Source organism: Rouxiella chamberiensis (genome assembly GCF_026967475.1).
In the GTDB taxonomy this organism is placed as follows: Bacteria; Pseudomonadota; Gammaproteobacteria; order Enterobacterales; family Enterobacteriaceae; genus Rouxiella; species Rouxiella chamberiensis.
This window is the reverse complement of sequence record NZ_CP114058.1, coordinates 224381-242169: the sequence shown is the minus strand read 5'-3', so window position 1 is coordinate 242169 and position 17789 is coordinate 224381. Positions and strand designations below refer to the sequence as shown.

Sequence of the window (17789 nt, the reverse complement as noted above, 5' to 3'; positions counted from 1 at the left end):
GACGAAGCAGAAAACAGCACGGCGGGAGTTGAAGATGTGGCGCAGACCCCAGGGATCTGCGCCTTTACTGCATGATAAGCCTGATGTCGATTAACGCTTGATGGCGTCGATTTTCAGCATGCGGGCAATCACGATATCCAGCTCTTTTTCTTCAAAGATCTGTTTCCAGTCTTCTTTAATAATTTTCTCGCGACCGTATTCCATGGCAATCATGCAGGCGTCGGAGAACGGATTGGTGCTGCGGAAGGCCACGGCCAGCGCAATCTGAATGTGGCCGTAAAGCATTGCCTTGGCCGCTTCTTCCGGTACACCGCAAGACTTCACGGTTTCGTCCAGCGCTTCTTTCATGAACGAGCCCACCATGCACGCCACGGTTTCCACAAGCGTCGGTTCCAGATAAGCCAGCTGTTTCACGGTCACCCAGTGAACCTGCTCGACCGGGCCGTACATGATGCTGACCACTTTCGACAATTCGGCGCGATCCGCTTCGCTGCCCTGCTCGTAAGAGGCGGCAACGTGCTGAATCGCCGCGATACCGCCAAAGGCATCCGCATGCTCTTCCTTGGTGTAACGCTCAAGGAACACGGAAGGATGGCACGGGTGCGCCACGGCGTAGTTGATGTCGTCGCGTTGGGCAATCAGGTTGGCATAGGCCGCGGCGGGGTCCAGAGTCAGCAGCACGGCACCTGATTTCATTTTCGGCACCACCGCGGTAGACACGGCGCCCAGCGCAATGTCCGGCACGGCGAGAATAACCACATCACTGTGCGGCACGACGCTGTCGGCGTCGGACAGCTCGCGACCCAGCGCGGTAACCTGCTCCTGAGCACGCGGTGAATTCTCGCAGTAAAACACCTGATAATCGCTTTTCTGGAAATTGGCAGAAATACGCATGCCCATTTTGCCACCGGCACCCAGTACAGTAATTGTCTTCAAAGTCGTTGTCATGATGTGTTCCTCTATAAAAAATTGGCGAATGTATAAAGTCGGGATTCATGCCCACGGGCGGCTTATTGCGCGGCCTGTCGGGCTAAAAGAAAGTCGAGATTGTGGCGCGTCCAGGCATCTTCCATCTCGCAGGTCGCGGCGGCATCTTCCTGCCACGGCAGCCAGTGCTCGATAATCTGGTTGACGCCACGCGCATCGGGCCTGACCTCGGCAATCATCGCGTCGTAGTCCAGCAGGCCTTCGCCCATCGGGCATCCGGCGTAGGTAAAGCCGACCCAGCCGTCGCGACGCGAGAACGCAAAATCTTTGACGTGCAGATTGAGCACGTAAGGCGCAGTGCTGCTGATGACCTCTTTCGGCATTTCCAGCGCCGCTACGCAGTTCGCGGGATCAAGACAGATACCCAGCCACGGCGAGTTGAAGTGTTTCACCAAGGCGAGATTGTCGGCGGTGCGCACCTGCTCGTAGGTTTCGATGCAGAGCGCCACTTCGCTGTGTTCAAACGCCGGTAATATCTGCGCCAACTGTTGCTTTGCTTCGGCAAGCGTCGGGCGCGAGTCGGGGCTGTTGAACATCGAGCGCAGAATGTTGGCGTCCAGCGCCCTGGCAAGCTGCAAATAGCGGCCGAGATGATCGGCTTTCAGCCCGCGCGTACCCAGTTCGAGCACCACGCCGAGCGCTTCTGCGCGCTGTCTGAATTTTTCCAGTTCGTCGGCCGACAGGCGTTCAATCGGCGCGTAATCACAAATCTGAAAAACTTTTCCGCCCAGTTCAGCGGTGTTTTCCAGCATGGCATCCAGCCCCATTGGCGCGGGGACTCGCTCGGAAAGTCGCCAGAAATAGGCATAAGTGCTAAGTCCAATCGCCATCATCAGCTCCTGTTGGCCGGGGAAAGTAAAAGCGTAAAGGCTTCGTCGAGAATCGCTTTGTAGGCGGCCGGTTGATGCGAGAAGCGCCCGAGGAACAGCCCGCCCGTGCGACTGCCGAGTTGTGTCAGCAAGCCCGGACCGGCGCTGCCGCCGTAAATCACCCGACGCGCGCCGTGGGCATTTTCAGCAAGCCGCGCCGCCAGCCCTTCACAGACTTCGCCGATAAAATCGGCGGAGGCAGGCTCTTTTGCCCCGATGGCCCACTGCGGCTCGTAGGCCAGAATAGCGTCGCCGTGCAGCCCCTGTTTCTCGGCGGGTGCCAGCGCCTGCTGCGCCTGATCGACGGCCTGTTCAATGGCCTGCGCCGCGGTACAGCGCTGGGCTTCGCCGATGCAAATCACCGGAATCAAGGCGTTTCGCAATGCAGCCGTGGTCTTGTCGGCAATCTGTTTGTCCGTTTCGGAAAAATAGCGGCGGCGCTCGGCATGGCCAATTTCGACATATCCGCAGCCCATCTCGCGCAGCATCGTGCCGCTCACTTCACCGGTGTACGCGCCTGCATCTTCCCAGAACATGTTCTGAGCGCCCACGCTGACCGACGTGCCGCGAAAAGCTTCAAGCGTGCCCGCAATCGCGGGCAGCGAAGGAAACACAAACAGCTCGACCTGCCCTTCGCGGATAACGGGATGGCGGCGGACGATATCGGCAATCTGACGAGACCACTCCAGCGTCTGCTGATAGCCAAAATACATTTTGAGGCTCACCCCCAGCGTCAGTTGCGGTTTCATCACACCTGCTCCTCGCGCGACTTGGTGCTGGCGGCGGATTGACCGCCAAACAGCGGCAGTAAAGCGTTGACTATCAAGGCCAGCGAGACGGCACCGGCGTCCGGCGTGCCGAGGCTTTTCTCGGCCAGCGGACGGGCGCGGCCCATTTTTGGTCGCAGATGCGCGGTGGCCTTGGCCTGCGTATCGGCTTCAAGCGCCGCCAACTCCCACGCGATGGCGAAATCGTCACCGGCCTGCACGCGGGCACTCAACGTGTCGCTGAATGGAACCAGCACGTCGACCAGCGTCTTGTCGCCGACCTTGGCCTTACCGAAGTGCATGATGCCCTCTTTGGCTTTGCGCACGCCTTCGGCCACACTTTTCGCATCGGGATATTTTTCGTCGCCAAACACGGTGCCCAGCGCATTGAGCGCCATGCCCCAGAGCGCCCCGGAGGTGCCCCCTGCGCGGTCGGCCCAGGCATCGGCCGACTGTTGCAGCAAGGTGCCGGCACCTGCGCCGCGCAACTGCATCTCGGCCGCTTTTTCCGCTGCCGCCAGCGCTCCGCGTTCCATACCGATGCCGTGGTCGCCGTCTCCGGCAACGGCATCGATACGCCCCAGTTCATCGGCATGCGTCACGATGGTTTGCGCCAGCGTATTCAGCACGCCGACCAGACACTGCGCGGCTTTTTTAGACGCGTCAGTCGCCGTCGGCACCTTCACCACCAGCGCCTCGTCAATTTTTTGGGCTTCCAGCGGTTCGGCGGCAATCACCGATCCCTTGCGAAAAGCCGGTGCATCGGCCGGGGCACGCCACAGCGGTTCCAGCTCGTCGTCGAGCCAGAACAGCGTCAGCGATGCGCCCGCCATATTAAAGCTGGTGACGAATTCACCGACTTCGGCGTCGACCGCCTCAATGCCCGCTTCACTCAACAGCTGGGCAATGCGACGATAAACCACAAACAGCTCTTCATACTTTACCGAGCCCAGGCCGTTGAGAATGACACCGGCACGTTGCCCCCTGGCGTTGGCGACGTCATCCGGCAGTTCATCAAGCAGACTTTTAACCAAGACTTCGGCCAGCTCATCGGCCGTCGGGATATCCGATTCGCCAATGCCCGGCTCGCCGTGGATCCCCATGCCGAGCGCCATCTTGCCCTGCGGAACGCTAAACAGCGGGTGATCCGCGCCCGGCAGCGTACAGCCGCTGAACGCCACGCCGAACGAGCGGATACGCTGGTTGGCCAGACGAGCAATGCGCGTCACCTCGGCAAGCGGCAGCCCTTTTTCGGCGGCAACGGCGGCGGCTTTAAACACCACCAAATCCCCCGCCACGCCGCGTCTTTTCTCGCGCTCGGCCTTGCTGGCGCTGGAAATATCATCGGTAACCAGCACGATTTCACAGGGAATGCCTTCGGCAATCAGGCGATCTTTTGCCAGACCGAAGTGCAGCACATCTCCGGCATAGTTGCCGAAGGTCAGCAGCACGCCGCCGCCGTTGTTGGCCGCGCGCGCCACCGTGCAGATTTGCTGGGCGGAAGGCGATGCAAACAGGTTGCCCATCGCCGCGCCGTGCGCCATACCCTGCCCAACCAGCCCGGCAAAGGCCGGATAATGACCTGATCCCCCTCCGATCACCACGGCGACGGTGCCAGGTTTACTGCGGGTGCTACGCACGACCCCGCCCGGCACCTGCCGAACTTTCGCAGCATGCGCCGCGACGAATCCTTCAATCAGCTCATTGGCAAACGCTGAGGGTTTATTGAATAAATAGGTCATTTCACGACTCCTAGGCAGCTTTTGCAGCATGCGGGTCTTTCAGATTGGATTTCACCGGTTTTGCCGGACGCTGGGTGGCGCGCAGCAGCACCATCAACACCGCCGAAAGCAGCATGAATCCGCCGACGACCATCATGGGTACCGTGTAGCTGGACGTCGCGTCATGCAGCGCGCCCGTTACATAACCTGCCGAGAAACCGGCGACGTTGCCGAGGGTGTTGATAAGCGCTACGGCAGCAGCGGCCGAGGCGCCGGAAAGGAACTGGGTCGGCAGCGTCCAGAAGTTCGGCAGTGCCGCAAAGATGGAACAGGCGGTCACGGTGATAACAGCGATAGTGGCAGCCGGTGAGTCCATATACAGCGCCAGCGGCACGCTAATGCCCCCTACCAGCGCAGGCAGCGCGATGTGCCAGGTTTTGCAGCCGCGTTTCGAGGCATCACGTGACCAGAAGAACATCACTACAGCGGCCACCAGATAAGGGATACCGGTGATCAACCCTTTCTGCAGCACGGTAAAGGTCACGCCGAACTGCTGCTGGAATCCACCGATGATGGTCGGCAGGAAGAAACGCCAGCGCATACAGGCCATACACGAAACCGAAATAAATCAGGCACAGCATCCACACACGTCCGCTCATAAACGCCGCTTTCAGACCCTGATGTCCGTGCGTAGATTTCTTGGTCGACTCTTCTTTTTCCAGCTCGGTTTCCAGCCACACACGTTCTTCCGTGGTCAGCCACTTGGCATCGCGTGGCTTATCGACCAGATAGAACCAGGCCACAATCCCCGCCACGATGGCCGGAATCGATACGCCGAGGAACATCACGCGCCAACCTTCCAGTCCGAACAGGCCGTGCTGATTGATGAACCATGCCGCCAGCGGTGCGCCGAAGACAACGGTCAGCGGCTGCGCCAGATAGAACAATGCGAGAATTTTGCTGCGATAGCGCGCAGGCACCCAGGCGCTCAGAAAGAAGATGGCACCGGGGAAGAAGCCGGCCTCGGCGACACCCAGTAACAGACGCAGGCCATAAAGCCCTTCAACGCTGCTGACCCAGGTGAACAGCAGGGAAACGATACCCCATGACACCATGATGCGCGCCAGCCAGCGACGCGCGCCGTAGCGGTGCAAAGCCAGGTTGCTCGGGACTTCGAGCAGAATGTACCCCACAAAGAAGATGCCGGAAGCCAGACCAAACTGCGCGACCTGAATGCCCAGATCCTTGATCATGCCGTTCGGACCCGCGAAGGAAATGGCGGTGCGGTCAAGGAAGTTGATGAAGAACATCAGCGCCACGAAAGGCACCAGACGGATACAGATTTTACGGATGGCCGATTTTTCGGCGGCTCCCGGTACGGTTGTTGAAAGCGTGGTCATTTTCTTACTCCTTCTGCCCGCAGGCAGGCAAAGCAGTGACTGAGGAGCTTCTGGCGTGCTGACATAAGCAGCGTTCAAAAGCGCTGGATGACTCATCCGACGCTGCAAAAGGGGCAATTCTTGTAGGGCATTTGCAGGGTGTTTTCATGGCCTCATCCTCTGACGGGTTTCGAGTTGTTCATTAATTCGTTGCGTGAACATATGAACACTATCCCTTTCGCCCTGCTTTGCCTATAACCGGATAACAAAAGTGTGACGTGACTCTAAAACCCGAAGTAAACGGGTTAACCAACAAATTACACGCTCTTTTGTTCAAAACATTTATGAGCGATCGCGCAATATCGATCACTCATCACAAAACATATGAACACCTATTGAACATATGTTTAAATTTGCGTTATCTTGTGTCTTACTCATTGCACCTTGCGAACCTATCGCAGGGTTGCAGCGTGAAGATGGCCGATACATGACGCGCCATTACGCACTCTTACCTTCATAACCTACTAATCAGGCAGGAAAAATTATGTTACCTATTGCGATTGGCGCCGATGATGCGGCGATTGAACTGAAAAATATCGTGAAAGCCTATATTCAGCAGCAGGGTCTGGAAGTGGCGGATTACAGCCAGGATGCCAACAACCCGCTGTATCCGGACATCGCTTTCACCGTGGCGAGTGCAGTAAAGGAAGGAAAGTTTGAACGCGGCATTCTGCTGTGCGGCACAGGCATTGGCATGAGCATTGTGGCGAACAAGGTGCCGGGCATTCGCGCTGCACAATGTCATGACACCTACTCCGCCGAACGCGCACGCAAGAGCAACAATGCGCAGATAATGACACTGGGCGCACGGGTTATCGGCCCTGAACTGGCCAAGTCGATTGTGGCAGCCTGGCTTGCTTCCGAATTCGAAGGCGGCGGTTCTACCAGCAAAGTCGAGAAGATTGGCTATTATGAAGGATTGAAAAGCGCGTAATGTCTTCGCTTCAGCGGGCCTTGCTGTCCCTCAGCATTTGAGGCCCGCCAACAAGACCTCCTAACTTGTTGATTTCAAAAGCCATAGTTCTGGCCCATCACAACAATAAGAAAAAGCGCATTCAATGTGTTAATAAAATGATGCAGTCTATGTAATCTAATTAAAATGTAATGACATAATGCTGTATCGATTCTTCTTAAGGAGCTAGAGATGAACCAGTTAGACGCACTTAAACAGCTAACGACCGTCGTTGCGGACAGTGGTGATATTGAATCCATCCGCCATTTCGAACCGCAGGACGCGACCACCAACCCTTCACTGATTCTCAAAGCCGCCGACCTTCCTCAATACCAGTCACTGATTCAAGAAGCGCTGGACTACGCCCGCCGACAGGGTGGCAGCAAGGAAACCCAGATTATCAATGCTTCCGACAAACTGGCGGTGAACATTGGTCTCGAGATCCTCAAAAGCGTACCGGGCCGCATTTCGACCGAAGTCGATGCCCGTCTGTCCTTTGACCGTGGCATGTGTGTGGCGAAAGCCCGCAAGCTTATCGGCATGTATCAGGAACACGGCATCGAGAAGTCACGTATTCTCATCAAGCTGGCCTCGACCTGGGAAGGCATCAAGGCTGCCGAAGAACTCGAGCGCGAAGGCATCAACTGTAACCTGACCCTTCTGTTCTCCTTTGCCCAGGCCCGTGCCTGCGCCGAAGCCGGTGTCTACCTGATTTCACCTTTCGTTGGCCGTATCTACGACTGGTATCAGGCCAAAGAGCCGAACGCGGCCTATGACGTGGCAAAAGATCCGGGCGTGAAGTCCGTGTCCGACATCTACAAGTACTATAAAGAACACCGCTACCAGACCGTGATCATGGGTGCGAGCTTCCGTAAAGTGGATCAAATTCTGGCGCTGGCCGGATGTGACCGTTTGACCATCTCTCCGAACCTGCTGGAAGAGTTGAAAAACAGCGATGCGCCGGTTGAACGCAAGCTGACCCCGTCCACTGAAGCCTACCATCAGCCAGCTCCGCTGGCCGAAGAAGAGTTCCGCTGGCAGCATAACCAAGACCCGATGGCGGTTGAAAAACTGTCCGAAGGTATCCGCACGTTCGCTGTCGACCAGCAGAAGCTGGAAGATATGCTTGCCGCTCAACTGTAATTAACTGGAGTAGAACATGTCCTCTCGTAAAGAGCTTGCGAACGCTATCCGCGCACTCAGCATGGACGCCGTGCAGAAAGCGAATTCCGGCCACCCCGGCGCCCCGATGGGGATGGCCGACATCGCCGAAGTCCTGTGGCGCGACTACATGAACCACAACCCGACCAACCCGCACTGGGCCGACCGCGACCGCTTCGTCCTCTCCAACGGTCACGGCTCCATGCTGATTTACAGCCTGCTGCACCTCACCGGCTACGACCTGCCGATTGGCGAACTGGCCAACTTCCGCCAGCTGCACTCCAAAACCCCGGGCCACCCGGAGTACGGCTACACGCCGGGCGTCGAGACCACCACCGGCCCGCTGGGCCAGGGTATCGCCAACGCCGTGGGCTTCGCCATCGCCGAGCGCACGCTGGCCGCGCAGTTCAACCGCGAAGGCCATGACATCGTCAACCACCACACCTACGCCTTCATGGGCGACGGCTGCATGATGGAGGGTATCTCCCACGAGGTCTGCTCGCTGGCCGGCACCATGAAGCTCGGCAAGCTGACCGCGTTCTACGATGACAACGGCATCTCCATCGACGGCCACGTGGAAGGCTGGTTCAGCGACGACACCGCGGCGCGCTTCGAGGCCTACGGCTGGCACGTGGTGCGCGGCGTCGACGGGCACAACCCGGACGCCATCAAGGCGGCCATCGAGGAGTCCCACCAGGTCACCGACCGTCCGACCCTCATCCTGTGCAAGACCATCATCGGCTTCGGCTCGCCGAACAAGGCCGGGTCGCACGAGGTGCACGGCGCGGCGCTGGGCGCCGACGAAGTGGCGGCCACCCGCAAGGCGATTGGCTGGAACCACGCGCCGTTCGACATCCCTGCCGACATCTACGCCCAGTGGGACGCGAAGGAAGCGGGCAAGGCCAAGGAGTCCGCCTGGAACGACAAGTTCGCGGCCTACGCCAAGGCGCACCCCGAGCTGGCGGCCGAGTTCGAACGCCGCATGGCGGGCGAGCTGCCTGCCGACTGGGAGGCGCAGTCGCAGAAGTTCATCGAGGAGCTGCAGGCCAAGCCGGCCAACATCGCCAGCCGCAAGGCGTCGCAGAACGCGCTGGAAGCCTTCGGCAAAATCCTGCCGGAGTTCCTGGGCGGCTCCGCCGACCTGGCGCCGAGCAACCTGACCATGTGGTCCGGCTCGAAGTCCATCGGCGACGACGCGGCGGGTAACTACATCCACTACGGCGTGCGCGAGTTCGGCATGACCGCCATCAGCAACGGCATCGCCCTGCACGGCGGCTTCCTGCCGTACACCGCGACCTTCCTGATGTTCGTGGAATACGCGCGCAACGCCGTGCGCATGGCGGCGCTGATGAAAATCCGCAACGTGTTCGTCTACACCCACGACTCCATCGGTCTGGGCGAGGACGGCCCGACGCACCAGCCGGTCGAGCAGCTGGCGAGCCTGCGCGTGACGCCGAACATGAGCCTGTGGCGTCCGGCCGACCAGGTCGAGTCCGCGATTGCGTGGAAGTACGCCATCGAGCGCAACGACGGCCCGACGACGCTGATTTTCTCGCGCCAGAACCTGACCCAGCAGCCGCGCAGCGCCGAACAGCTGGCCAACGTGGCCCGCGGCGGCTACGTGCTGAAGGACTGCGAGGGCACGCCGGAGGTTATCCTGATTGCCACCGGCTCCGAGGTGGGTATCACCGTGGAGGCGGCGGACAAGCTGGCCGCGGCGGGCACCCGCGTGCGCGTGGTGTCGCTGCCGTCGACCGACGCGTTTGACGCGCAGGACGAGGCGTACCGCGAGTCCGTGCTGCCGAAGGCGGTGTCGGCGCGCGTGGCGGTGGAAGCGGGCATTGCGGACTACTGGTACAAGTACGTGGGCCTGAACGGCGCGATTGTGGGCATGACCACCTTCGGCGAGTCGGCGCCGGCGGACCTGCTGTTCAAAGAGTTCGGCTTCACGGTCGACAACGTGGTGGCGAAGGCGCAGTCCCTGCTGAAATAAGCGCGGCGGCCCGCAGGGGCCGCGGTGCAGCGAAGGCAGCCTCCGGTGAAGACCGGGGCTGCCTTTTTTATGGGTCGAGATCAAGACTGTCGGCGAGGGCTATTTCGTAACCCACAATACCGGCCATTGGCCGCTGCGGCTGTAGCCATCACAACTCGGCTCCGAGGCATAGGCGGCCAGCCTGAAGGCTTTGCCATCGAAGACCCATTTAGACGATACGCCGCAGTCTCCGAGTCCGCGCCCCTTGTCGAAGGTGGAAAGAACCCCGCTTTTCTCGTCGAAATCGGCGTTGATAAGCTCGGGCGGCTGATCGTCCTCACCGGATTTAAACGGCATCTCGAGCACCAGGTTGTCGGCTTTATACGGGGCCTGGCGGGAGACGATGTAGCCCAGCACATAGAGGTTATAGGCCCCCATATCACAGTTGACCGTCATCAGCGCCTTGTCGTTGCTGAGCGGAAAGAGGTGCACTTCGCGCTCTGAAGGGTCAAGGCTGCAATCGTTGTTTTCGATATTGCTGGCGGTATTTTGTGTGATGGCGGAGATTTCGCTTTCAGACAGCGGATGCGGCTCGCTGAAACGCGGTAATTCCGGGACTGGCGGAGCCGCAGGAACCGTATTGGCCGCCTTGCTGCCGTGGCTGCCCCAGGCGGTTTTGGTGCCCACGCGCGACTGCTGTTCATCAATGGCCAGCAGTGCGGCTTTCAGACCATTCAAGGAAATGGCCGGGTGCGTGGTCTGCGAAGCCTCAAGCTTGCCGCCAAGCTGAATACTGCTGCCGTCGCGAATCGTACTGACAAACTCGTTGACCACAACCCGATTGATGCTGGCGATATGTTTCTTGCTGACATCCCATTCGCGGCGATTGAAAGTCAGCGCTTTTCCGTTGAGCAGCAGGCGGTTGGCAATAGCCACGTCCGAACTCTGCTCATCGTTGTTGCGCTGGAAATCGATGCTGACGCTGGCTCTGCCTTCCGGCCCCGCCTCGCGGGTCAACTGCAGCACCAACCCCTGACTGTCCTGCGAACTTCTCGCCGAACAGCGGTTTAAATTGTCGCAACTTACCTGCCAGTCATTGTAAATTCTCTGTAGCGGGTCGGCGTGCGCGTAGTGGGTCATCAAGGTGACCAATAACAGCAGCGGTGCGGCTATCCAGTTGGGTATCATCACATTTCAACTCTTTTACGAAGTAAACCTGTAGATATTAACCTAAGCTGTGAAAAGACTCTGCCCGAAAAGCATCATTTTTTTACCAGCAAATAGAAATGGATAGCCCATAAACCTCTCGAGTCGCGGTAAAAGCCGTCTTGGCGTAAACCCGGCGAAAACGTTTCAGGAAGCAGGCAATAAACACGTTTTGTTGCGCTGTAATACGCTTAAGTACACCCTTGGCTGATATTCTATTCGTCAGCAGCGGTCATATTCAAAAGGTACATTAGGGATGGCGAAAGGTAACCACTCGAGATTACTGACGACAACTATAACGATAATCCTGTGCATGTTCACGTTACTGTCCGCCTCGGCGCGGGCCGAAGAACCGCCCGTGGTGCTGACGGGCACTATCGGCAGAACGCCTATCGTCATGGAGCTTGATCTCAACAAACCCGAAGCCATTACCGGGCGCTATTTCTACCAGAAATACCATCTCGACCTGCCGCTTAACGGCAGCGAAGAAGACGGCGAACTCAACTTGCAGGAAGGCATGGACGATTTTAACGACAGTCCGCGTCCGACACTGAGACTGCAATCCGACGGAAAAGCGGGCTGGCAGGGAACCTGGTCAAATCCTCAGGGAAAAATCATGCCGGTAGCGTTGACGCCAGCCGTGTTACCTGAAAGCAATCCCGATGCCTTCCTTGCCCAACTCATACACGATGCGCCCTACGAATATCTGCGGTTAAGCGGTCTGGATCTCAAAAAAGGCAGGCAGCAGACCTTTATGGGCTATCCCTTGCAATGGTGGCATGAACCGCAGTCCGACATCTCGCTTTTTACCCTCACCTCGGGGTATCCGCAGGCGCAACTGACCCTGATTAACCAGCAATTGATGGCGCGTTTATGGCAGCAGGTAATTGATTATCATAGCTGTATGCTGGGTGCGAGCCAGTTCGGCAAAGGGGATTTTGTGCAGAGCGTTACGCCCGAACTGCTATCGCCGACGGCGGTAAGTGTGAAAGTTTCGACCAGCTACAGCTGCGGTGGCGCGCATCCCGATTTTGGTGATTCACCGCTTAACCTCAATGCCGAAACGGGGGCTCCGCTCACGCTGGAGGACATTTTATGGGTCGGTAAAGACAAGCCCTTCCACTATATGTATGCCGAGGATACGGGCGACGACAGCGCCAACAACGTAGGTTTCGATGATTACTCGACCTATCGCGAAAAGAACTTTGCGCCGTGGCTTATTACGCAGTTCAAACAACTGTATCCGCATGAGATGCAAAAACCGAAGGGAGATGATGACTGTGATTATGGCGATGCCGAGATCTGGTATTTCCCATCGTGGTATCTCACCCCGAAAGGCATTCACTTTGGTCCCTCTTTTGCCCGCGTGATGCGCGCCTGCGAAGGCACCCGCTGGTCGGTATTACCCTGGTCGGTGCGGGAACAGCATCAGGGCGGCGTTGCGCTCGCCCTGCCGCAGTAAACCTGAGTAAATCAGAGTTTACTCATTAATATCAACTAATCAGGACTTACTCAGAATTTACTCAGACCGATTTACCTTTCGGTCTGCGTGCTTATTCGTGTTTACCCGGCATCCAGCAGGCCGTTAAGCTGTGCATACTGCAAGAGGATCACCGCTTTACCGTCCTTGATTTCACCGCTTTTAATCATTTCGAGGGCTTTATCGAAAGGAACCTCGAGCACATCGATATCTTCGTCTTCCACGCCGCCGCCTTCATTATTACGCGAGTCGTCGTCATATTCTGCGGCAAAGAAGTGAATAAGCTCGGTTACACCACCCGGCGACATATAAAGCTCAAACAGCTTCTCGACCTTGCCCACCTGATAACCCGTCTCTTCGATGGCCTCTTTGCGGATACAGTCTTCCGGTGAGTCGTCGTCAAGTAAACCGGCACAGGTTTCAATCAGCATGCCGTCGTTGTCGCCGTTGGCATAAATAGGCATACGAAATTGCCTAACCAGCAAGACACTCTTTTTGCGGCGGCTGAATAACAAGATGGTCGCCCCATGACCGCGATCGTAAACTTCGCGTTTATGCCGAATTTTACTGCCATCCTGCCTGACTAAATCGTAGGTGTAATTACGCAGCGTGAACCAGTTATCGGACAGCAGTTTATTGCTGATGATTTCAATTTTAGCGGACATAGCGCCTCGGCATAAGTGAAAGGGGGATGTTCAATAGTAGAGCGTTCGCCAAAGAATGCGAATGAATTATTAGCTAGGAATGCGCCTAATATTGATAAAAATCCTATAGCCAGTATGCTCTTAGCTACGGATGAAAGCAGTATGCAAAATGGAGCAGCATAGCTGGTAAATAATATGGCGAGTCATACCCCCTGTAATACCCCTTCTAATGGCGATCACTACAGCGTCATGATTGTCGACGATCATCCCCTGATGATCCGCGCAGTAAAACAGTTACTCAATGTCTCACCCCGTCTGCATGTGGTCGCCGAAGCCAGTAGCGGCGTGGAAGCGCTGGCGGCCGCCAGAATGGCCGATATCGACGTCATTATCCTCGATTTGAATATGCGTGGCATGTCGGGACTGGAGACGCTCGAGGCATTACGCGCGGAAGGCTGTCAGGCGAAAATCATTATTCTCACCGTTTCGGATTCTCCCTGCGATATTGCCAACCTGATCAACGCCGGTGCCGATGCTTATTTGCTAAAAGACAGCGAGCCTGAATATTTGCTGGAGCAAATTCTGCTTACCGCTCAGGGTAAACATTATCTGAATGAGGAAATCAGAAACTCGATTGCGGCAGAAAATAGCCGAATCAATCCGCTGCAAAAATTGACCGAGCGCGAAATCGGCGTTTTGCACGAAGTCGCCAAGGGGCAATCCAACAAAGAAGTTGCACGCGAGCTGACGATTTCCGAAGAAACCGTCAAAGTGCATATTCGCAATGTCCTGCGTAAGCTCGACGTACGTTCACGCGTTGCGGCCACCGTGATGTTTCTCGAAAACAGGGCCTGATTTCTCCCCGCCCTCTCGACTTTATCCGCAATTTATTCCTCTTCCGGCGGCCAATCCCGGCCGCCCACCTGTTTTTACATCATCTCCTTTTTTCTCCACGTTTTCTGTGAGTATTAAAGGTAAAGTGTTGAAGCGTATGGGTGGCTTTTTAACCTGCCTGATTAAAACAGAATTTTCATTATTTCCTGATGTTACTTGCCCGCAGGGGTGATAACGAGGCTTGACGGATGGCAAACTTTTTCATTGATCGCCCTATTTTTGCCTGGGTACTGGCGATCATCATTTCACTGGCGGGTGCCCTGGCGATTTACGACCTGCCGGTCGAACAATATCCGGCGCTTGCTCCCCCAACGTCCGTATCACTGCCCAGTATCCGGGGGCGTCGGCAACCATTGTCGAAAACACCGTCACGCAGATTATCGAGCAGAATATGACGGGGCTCGACAACCTGATGTATATGTCCTCCCAGAGCAGCAACGACGGCCGGGCCCAGATAACCTTGAGCTTTGTCGCCGGTACCAACCCGAACGAAGCCTTGCAGCAGGTGCAGAACCAGCTGCAGCAGGCGCTGAAAAGATTGCCGCAAACGGTGCAGAGTCAGGGCGTTACGGTGTCGAAAACCGGTGATACCAACCTGATGATGGTGGCATTTGTCTCCACCGACGGCAGCATGAGCAAACAGGATATCTCCGACTACGTCGCCTCCAACATTCAGGACCCCATCAGCCGCGTGACGGGGGTGGGTACTATCAATGCCTACGGCACACAATATGCCATGCGCATCTGGCTCGACCCCAACAAGCTGAACAACTACAGCCTGACGACCGCCGACATCGTTACCGCCATCGAAAACCAGAACAGCCAGGTCGCGGTCGGACAACTTGGCGGCACACCGGCGGTCGACCAGCAGGCGCTGAACGCCACCGTCAATGCCCAGTCGCAGCTGCAAACGCCGCAGCAGTTTCGCGATATCACCATTCGCGTCAACGCCGACGGCTCCGAAGTGAAACTCGGCCAGGTCGCCACTATCGGCCTCGGCGCGGAAAACTACAATTTCGACAGCCGCTACAACGGTCAACCCGCTTCGGGGATGGGCGTGCAGCTGGCATCCGGCGCGAATGAACTGCAAACCGATACCGCCGTGCGCGCCAAAATTCAGCAGCTGTCGCAATATTTTCCGCACGGGCTGAAAACCGAAATCGCCTATGAAACAACACCCTTCGTCAAAGCCGCGATAACCGACGTGGTCAAAACGTTGTTTGAAGCGATTTTGCTGGTGTTTCTGGTGATGTATCTGTTCCTGCAAAACTTCCGCGCAACGCTGATTCCGACCATCGCCGTGCCCGTTGTTTTATTGGGCACCTTCGTCGTGCTGCACCAGTTTAACTACAGTATCAATACCTTGACGATGTTTGCGATGGTGTTGGCTATCGGGCTACTGGTAGATGACGCCATCGTGGTGGTCGAAAACGTCGAGAGGGTAATGAGTGAAGAGGGGCTGAGTCCCCGCGACGCGACCCGCAAATCGATGGGGCAGATTCAGAGCGCGCTGGTCGGCATTACCATGGTGCTTTCGGCGGTGTTTGTGCCGATGGCCTTCTTCGGCGGCACCACGGGCGCGATTTATCGCCAGTTTTCGGTGACTATCGTCGCCGCAATGGTGCTGTCGGTCTTTGTGGCCCTTACCCTCACCCCTGCCCTGTGTTCGACCATTTTGAAACCCATTGCCGAGGGACATCATCACGGCAAACGCGGCTTCTTCGGCTGGTTCAACAGGATGTTCGACAAGAATGCCCGCCGCTACGAGCGCGGCGTCGGGCGTGTGCTGCATCATGGTTTTCGCTACATGCTGATATATCTGTTGCTGGTGATCGCGCTGGCGGTGCTGTTTATCAGGCTGCCCACGTCTTTCCTGCCACAGGAGGATCGCGGCGTGTTTACCGTGCAAATCCAGCTGCCGCCGGGATCGACGATGGCACAAACTACCAAGGTGGTCGCAAGGGTCGAGCAGTATTTCCTCACTCACGAGAAAAAAGACGTGCTGTCGGTATTTTCCACCATCGGTTCGGGACCCGGCGGTAACGGACAGAACGTGGCGCGTATGTTTGTGCGGCTGGCCGACTGGGATGACCGAACGTCCGGGCACAACACCTCTTTCGATATTATCGACAGGGCCACCAAAGAGTTCAGCAAAAACGAATATAACGACGCACGTATCATCGCCAGCAGTCCACCGGCGATTAACGGATTGGGTAACTCGTCGGGCTTTGATATGGAGCTGGAAGACCACGCGGGTCTGGGTCATGCGCAGCTGATGGCGGCGCGCGACCAGCTGCTGGATCTGGCCGCAAAAAGTCCGCTGCTCTCCCGCGTGCGCCACAACGGGCTGGATGACAGTCCGCAGTTGCAAATCGATATCGACCAGCACAAGGCGCAGGCATTGGGTCTGTCGATTGCCGATATCAACAGTACGCTCAGCACAGCCTGGGGGTCGACCTACGTCAATGACTTCGTCGATCGCGGCCGTGTGAAGAAGGTGTATGTGCAGGCCGATGCGCCTTATCGCATGCTGCCCGACGATGTCGACCGCTGGTTTGTACGCAACACCAGCGGAACCATGGTGCCGTTCTCGGCCTTTACCACGTCGCATTGGCAAACCGGCTCGCCGCGACTGGAACGTTACAACGGCAGTTCGTCACTCGAGATTGTCGGCGAGGCGGCCAATGGCGTCAGCAGCGGTACATCAATGGACGAAATGGAAAAACTGGTGGCCAAGCTGCCTGCCGGTGTTGGGTTGGAGTGGACCGGCATGTCGTATCAGGAACGTCTCTCCGGTTCACAGGCCCCAGCCCTGTATGCGATTTCGCTGCTGGTGGTGTTCCTGTGTCTGGCGGCGCTTTACGAGAGCTGGTCTATTCCGGTTCTCGGTGATGCTGGTGGTGCCGCTCGGCGTAATCGGCGCGGTCATTGCGACCTATCTGCGCGGACTGGAAAACGACGTCTATTTCCAGGTGGGGATGTTAACCATTATTGGTCTGTCGGCGAAAAACGCCATTCTGATCGTTGAATTTGCCAACGATCTTAATGCCCGTGGCAAAGACCTGCTTGAGGCGACGCTTGAAGCTTCGCGGCAGCGCCTGCGTCCTATCCTCATGACCTCATTGGCCTTTATCTTCGGCGTTCTGCCGATGGCGACCAGTCAGGGTGCCGGTTCGGGCAGCCAGCATGCGGTCGGAACCGGTGTTATCGGCGGGATGATTACCGCCACCGTGCTGGCTATCTTCTTTGTGCCGTTATTCTTTGTTCTGGTGCGCCGCCGTTTTCCGGGGAAAAAGGAAAAGCCGACGTTGATTAATGAAGTGATTGAAACGGAAACGAAATAAAGGCGAAGCGCTAATAATGACCCCGAATATCATCACGGCGGTCATTATTATCCAGCGTGAATCAATAAATAAAAAGGCGCTAATCAAATTAGCGCCTTTTGTTATCGGAAGGCTAAATTTGGCCTGAATATTAATAGCGCCATCTACCTTCTTCATCACTTATCAATAAGGACATTAAGCCGAATGGATAAGATGATGCTCTGTATCAGGGTTCCCTTGGGTGAAACCAGTGTAATAACAGACTATTATTATATGTGTATCTCGGCCAGCTGCGAATTATCCGCGCAGCATGGCTTCGATAAAGTCTTTCCAGTTACCTAATTCTTGCTCGACCATACAACACCTCGTAATTT

General features: G+C 56.8%; 12 protein-coding genes and 2 pseudogenes. 6 read left to right on the top strand and 8 right to left on the bottom strand.

Features of this window, described 5'->3' with window-relative positions:
* Positions 1-90: 90 nt before the first annotated feature.
* The 5 genes and pseudogenes from O1V66_RS01105 to O1V66_RS01085 form a co-directional block, all read right to left on the bottom strand.
* Positions 91-948 (bottom strand): phosphogluconate dehydrogenase C-terminal domain-containing protein, encoded by an 858-nt coding sequence (locus tag O1V66_RS01105; RefSeq protein WP_045047541.1) that lies wholly within the window; start codon positions 946-948, stop codon positions 91-93.
* Positions 949-1010: 62 nt separating this feature from the next.
* A complete protein-coding gene (locus tag O1V66_RS01100) occupies positions 1011-1817 on the bottom strand; it encodes a sugar phosphate isomerase/epimerase family protein (RefSeq protein WP_187329801.1) in 807 nt (268 codons plus the stop codon).
* 2 nt (positions 1818-1819) lie between these two features.
* Positions 1820-2605: a triose-phosphate isomerase family protein gene (locus O1V66_RS01095; RefSeq protein ID WP_045047543.1), complete on the bottom strand. Its 786-nt coding sequence runs from the start codon at positions 2603-2605 to the stop codon at positions 1820-1822.
* Positions 2605-4365, bottom strand: coding sequence for a dihydroxyacetone kinase family protein (locus O1V66_RS01090; RefSeq protein WP_045047544.1), 1761 nt, complete (start codon positions 4363-4365; stop codon positions 2605-2607). Before O1V66_RS01090 ends, O1V66_RS01095 begins: the two co-directional genes overlap by 1 nt.
* Positions 4366-4375: 10 nt before the next feature.
* Positions 4376-5744 (bottom strand): annotated as a pseudogene (locus O1V66_RS01085) (MFS transporter).
* Between the two features lie 523 nt (positions 5745-6267).
* Between O1V66_RS01085 and rpiB the strand changes: the two are divergent.
* From rpiB to tkt, 3 genes are all read left to right on the top strand, one after another.
* Positions 6268-6717, top strand: a complete 450-nt coding sequence (rpiB, locus tag O1V66_RS01080; RefSeq protein WP_045047546.1) for a ribose 5-phosphate isomerase B — start codon at positions 6268-6270, stop codon at positions 6715-6717.
* A 210-nt stretch (positions 6718-6927) separates the two neighbouring features.
* The gene (gene tal / locus O1V66_RS01075) at positions 6928-7878 is read left to right on the top strand and encodes a transaldolase (protein ID WP_045047547.1); all 951 of its coding nucleotides are present in this window, start codon (positions 6928-6930) and stop codon (positions 7876-7878) included.
* Between the two features lie 16 nt (positions 7879-7894).
* The gene (tkt, locus tag O1V66_RS01070; protein ID WP_269128034.1) at positions 7895-9889 is read left to right on the top strand and encodes a transketolase; all 1995 of its coding nucleotides are present in this window, start codon (positions 7895-7897) and stop codon (positions 9887-9889) included.
* Between the two features lie 99 nt (positions 9890-9988).
* On the opposite strand, the gene O1V66_RS01065 is transcribed toward tkt, so the two are convergent.
* Positions 9989-11056 carry a DUF1176 domain-containing protein gene (locus O1V66_RS01065; protein ID WP_045049234.1) on the bottom strand — a complete coding sequence of 356 codons (1068 nt, stop codon included), beginning with the start codon at positions 11054-11056 and terminating at the stop codon, positions 9989-9991.
* A 331-nt stretch (positions 11057-11387) separates the two neighbouring features.
* Here O1V66_RS01065 and O1V66_RS01060 point away from each other — a divergent pair, with 331 nt between their 5' ends.
* On the top strand, positions 11388-12536 hold the full coding sequence (locus O1V66_RS01060; RefSeq protein WP_187329828.1) for a hypothetical protein: 1149 nt from the start codon (positions 11388-11390) through the stop codon (positions 12534-12536).
* A gap of 101 nt (positions 12537-12637) precedes the next feature.
* Here the strand turns inward: O1V66_RS01060 and nudK are convergent, their stop codons facing one another.
* Positions 12638-13219, bottom strand: a complete 582-nt coding sequence (gene nudK, locus O1V66_RS01055; RefSeq protein ID WP_045049235.1) for a GDP-mannose pyrophosphatase NudK — start codon at positions 13217-13219, stop codon at positions 12638-12640.
* A gap of 174 nt (positions 13220-13393) precedes the next feature.
* Here nudK and O1V66_RS01050 point away from each other — a divergent pair, with 174 nt between their 5' ends.
* Positions 13394-14053, top strand: coding sequence for a response regulator (locus O1V66_RS01050; protein ID WP_045049236.1), 660 nt, complete (start codon positions 13394-13396; stop codon positions 14051-14053).
* Between the two features lie 227 nt (positions 14054-14280).
* Positions 14281-17436 (top strand): annotated as a pseudogene (gene acrD, locus O1V66_RS01045) (multidrug efflux RND transporter permease AcrD).
* 276 nt (positions 17437-17712) lie between these two features.
* On the opposite strand, the gene ypfM reads toward acrD, so the two are convergent.
* Positions 17713-17772: a protein YpfM gene (ypfM, locus tag O1V66_RS01040; RefSeq protein ID WP_139804174.1), complete on the bottom strand. Its 60-nt coding sequence runs from the start codon at positions 17770-17772 to the stop codon at positions 17713-17715.
* Positions 17773-17789 lie beyond the last annotated feature (17 nt).

Excerpts from the sequence above, each read along its gene's own strand:
- O1V66_RS01105 (WP_045047541.1), bottom strand. The coding sequence starts at position 948 with ATGACAACGACTTTGAAGACAATTACTGTACTGGGTGCCGGTGGCAAA.
- O1V66_RS01100 (WP_187329801.1), bottom strand. The coding sequence starts at position 1,817 with ATGGCGATTGGACTTAGCACTTATGCCTATTTCTGGCGACTTTCCGAG.
- O1V66_RS01095 (WP_045047543.1), bottom strand. The coding sequence starts at position 2,605 with ATGAAACCGCAACTGACGCTGGGGGTGAGCCTCAAAATGTATTTTGGC.
- O1V66_RS01090 (WP_045047544.1), bottom strand. The coding sequence starts at position 4,365 with ATGACCTATTTATTCAATAAACCCTCAGCGTTTGCCAATGAGCTGATT.
- rpiB (WP_045047546.1), top strand. The coding sequence starts at position 6,268 with ATGTTACCTATTGCGATTGGCGCCGATGATGCGGCGATTGAACTGAAA.
- tal (WP_045047547.1), top strand. The coding sequence starts at position 6,928 with ATGAACCAGTTAGACGCACTTAAACAGCTAACGACCGTCGTTGCGGAC.
- tkt (WP_269128034.1), top strand. The coding sequence starts at position 7,895 with ATGTCCTCTCGTAAAGAGCTTGCGAACGCTATCCGCGCACTCAGCATG.
- O1V66_RS01065 (WP_045049234.1), bottom strand. The coding sequence starts at position 11,056 with ATGATACCCAACTGGATAGCCGCACCGCTGCTGTTATTGGTCACCTTG.
- O1V66_RS01060 (WP_187329828.1), top strand. The coding sequence starts at position 11,388 with ATGTTCACGTTACTGTCCGCCTCGGCGCGGGCCGAAGAACCGCCCGTG.
- nudK (WP_045049235.1), bottom strand. The coding sequence starts at position 13,219 with ATGTCCGCTAAAATTGAAATCATCAGCAATAAACTGCTGTCCGATAAC.
- O1V66_RS01050 (WP_045049236.1), top strand. The coding sequence starts at position 13,394 with ATGGCGAGTCATACCCCCTGTAATACCCCTTCTAATGGCGATCACTAC.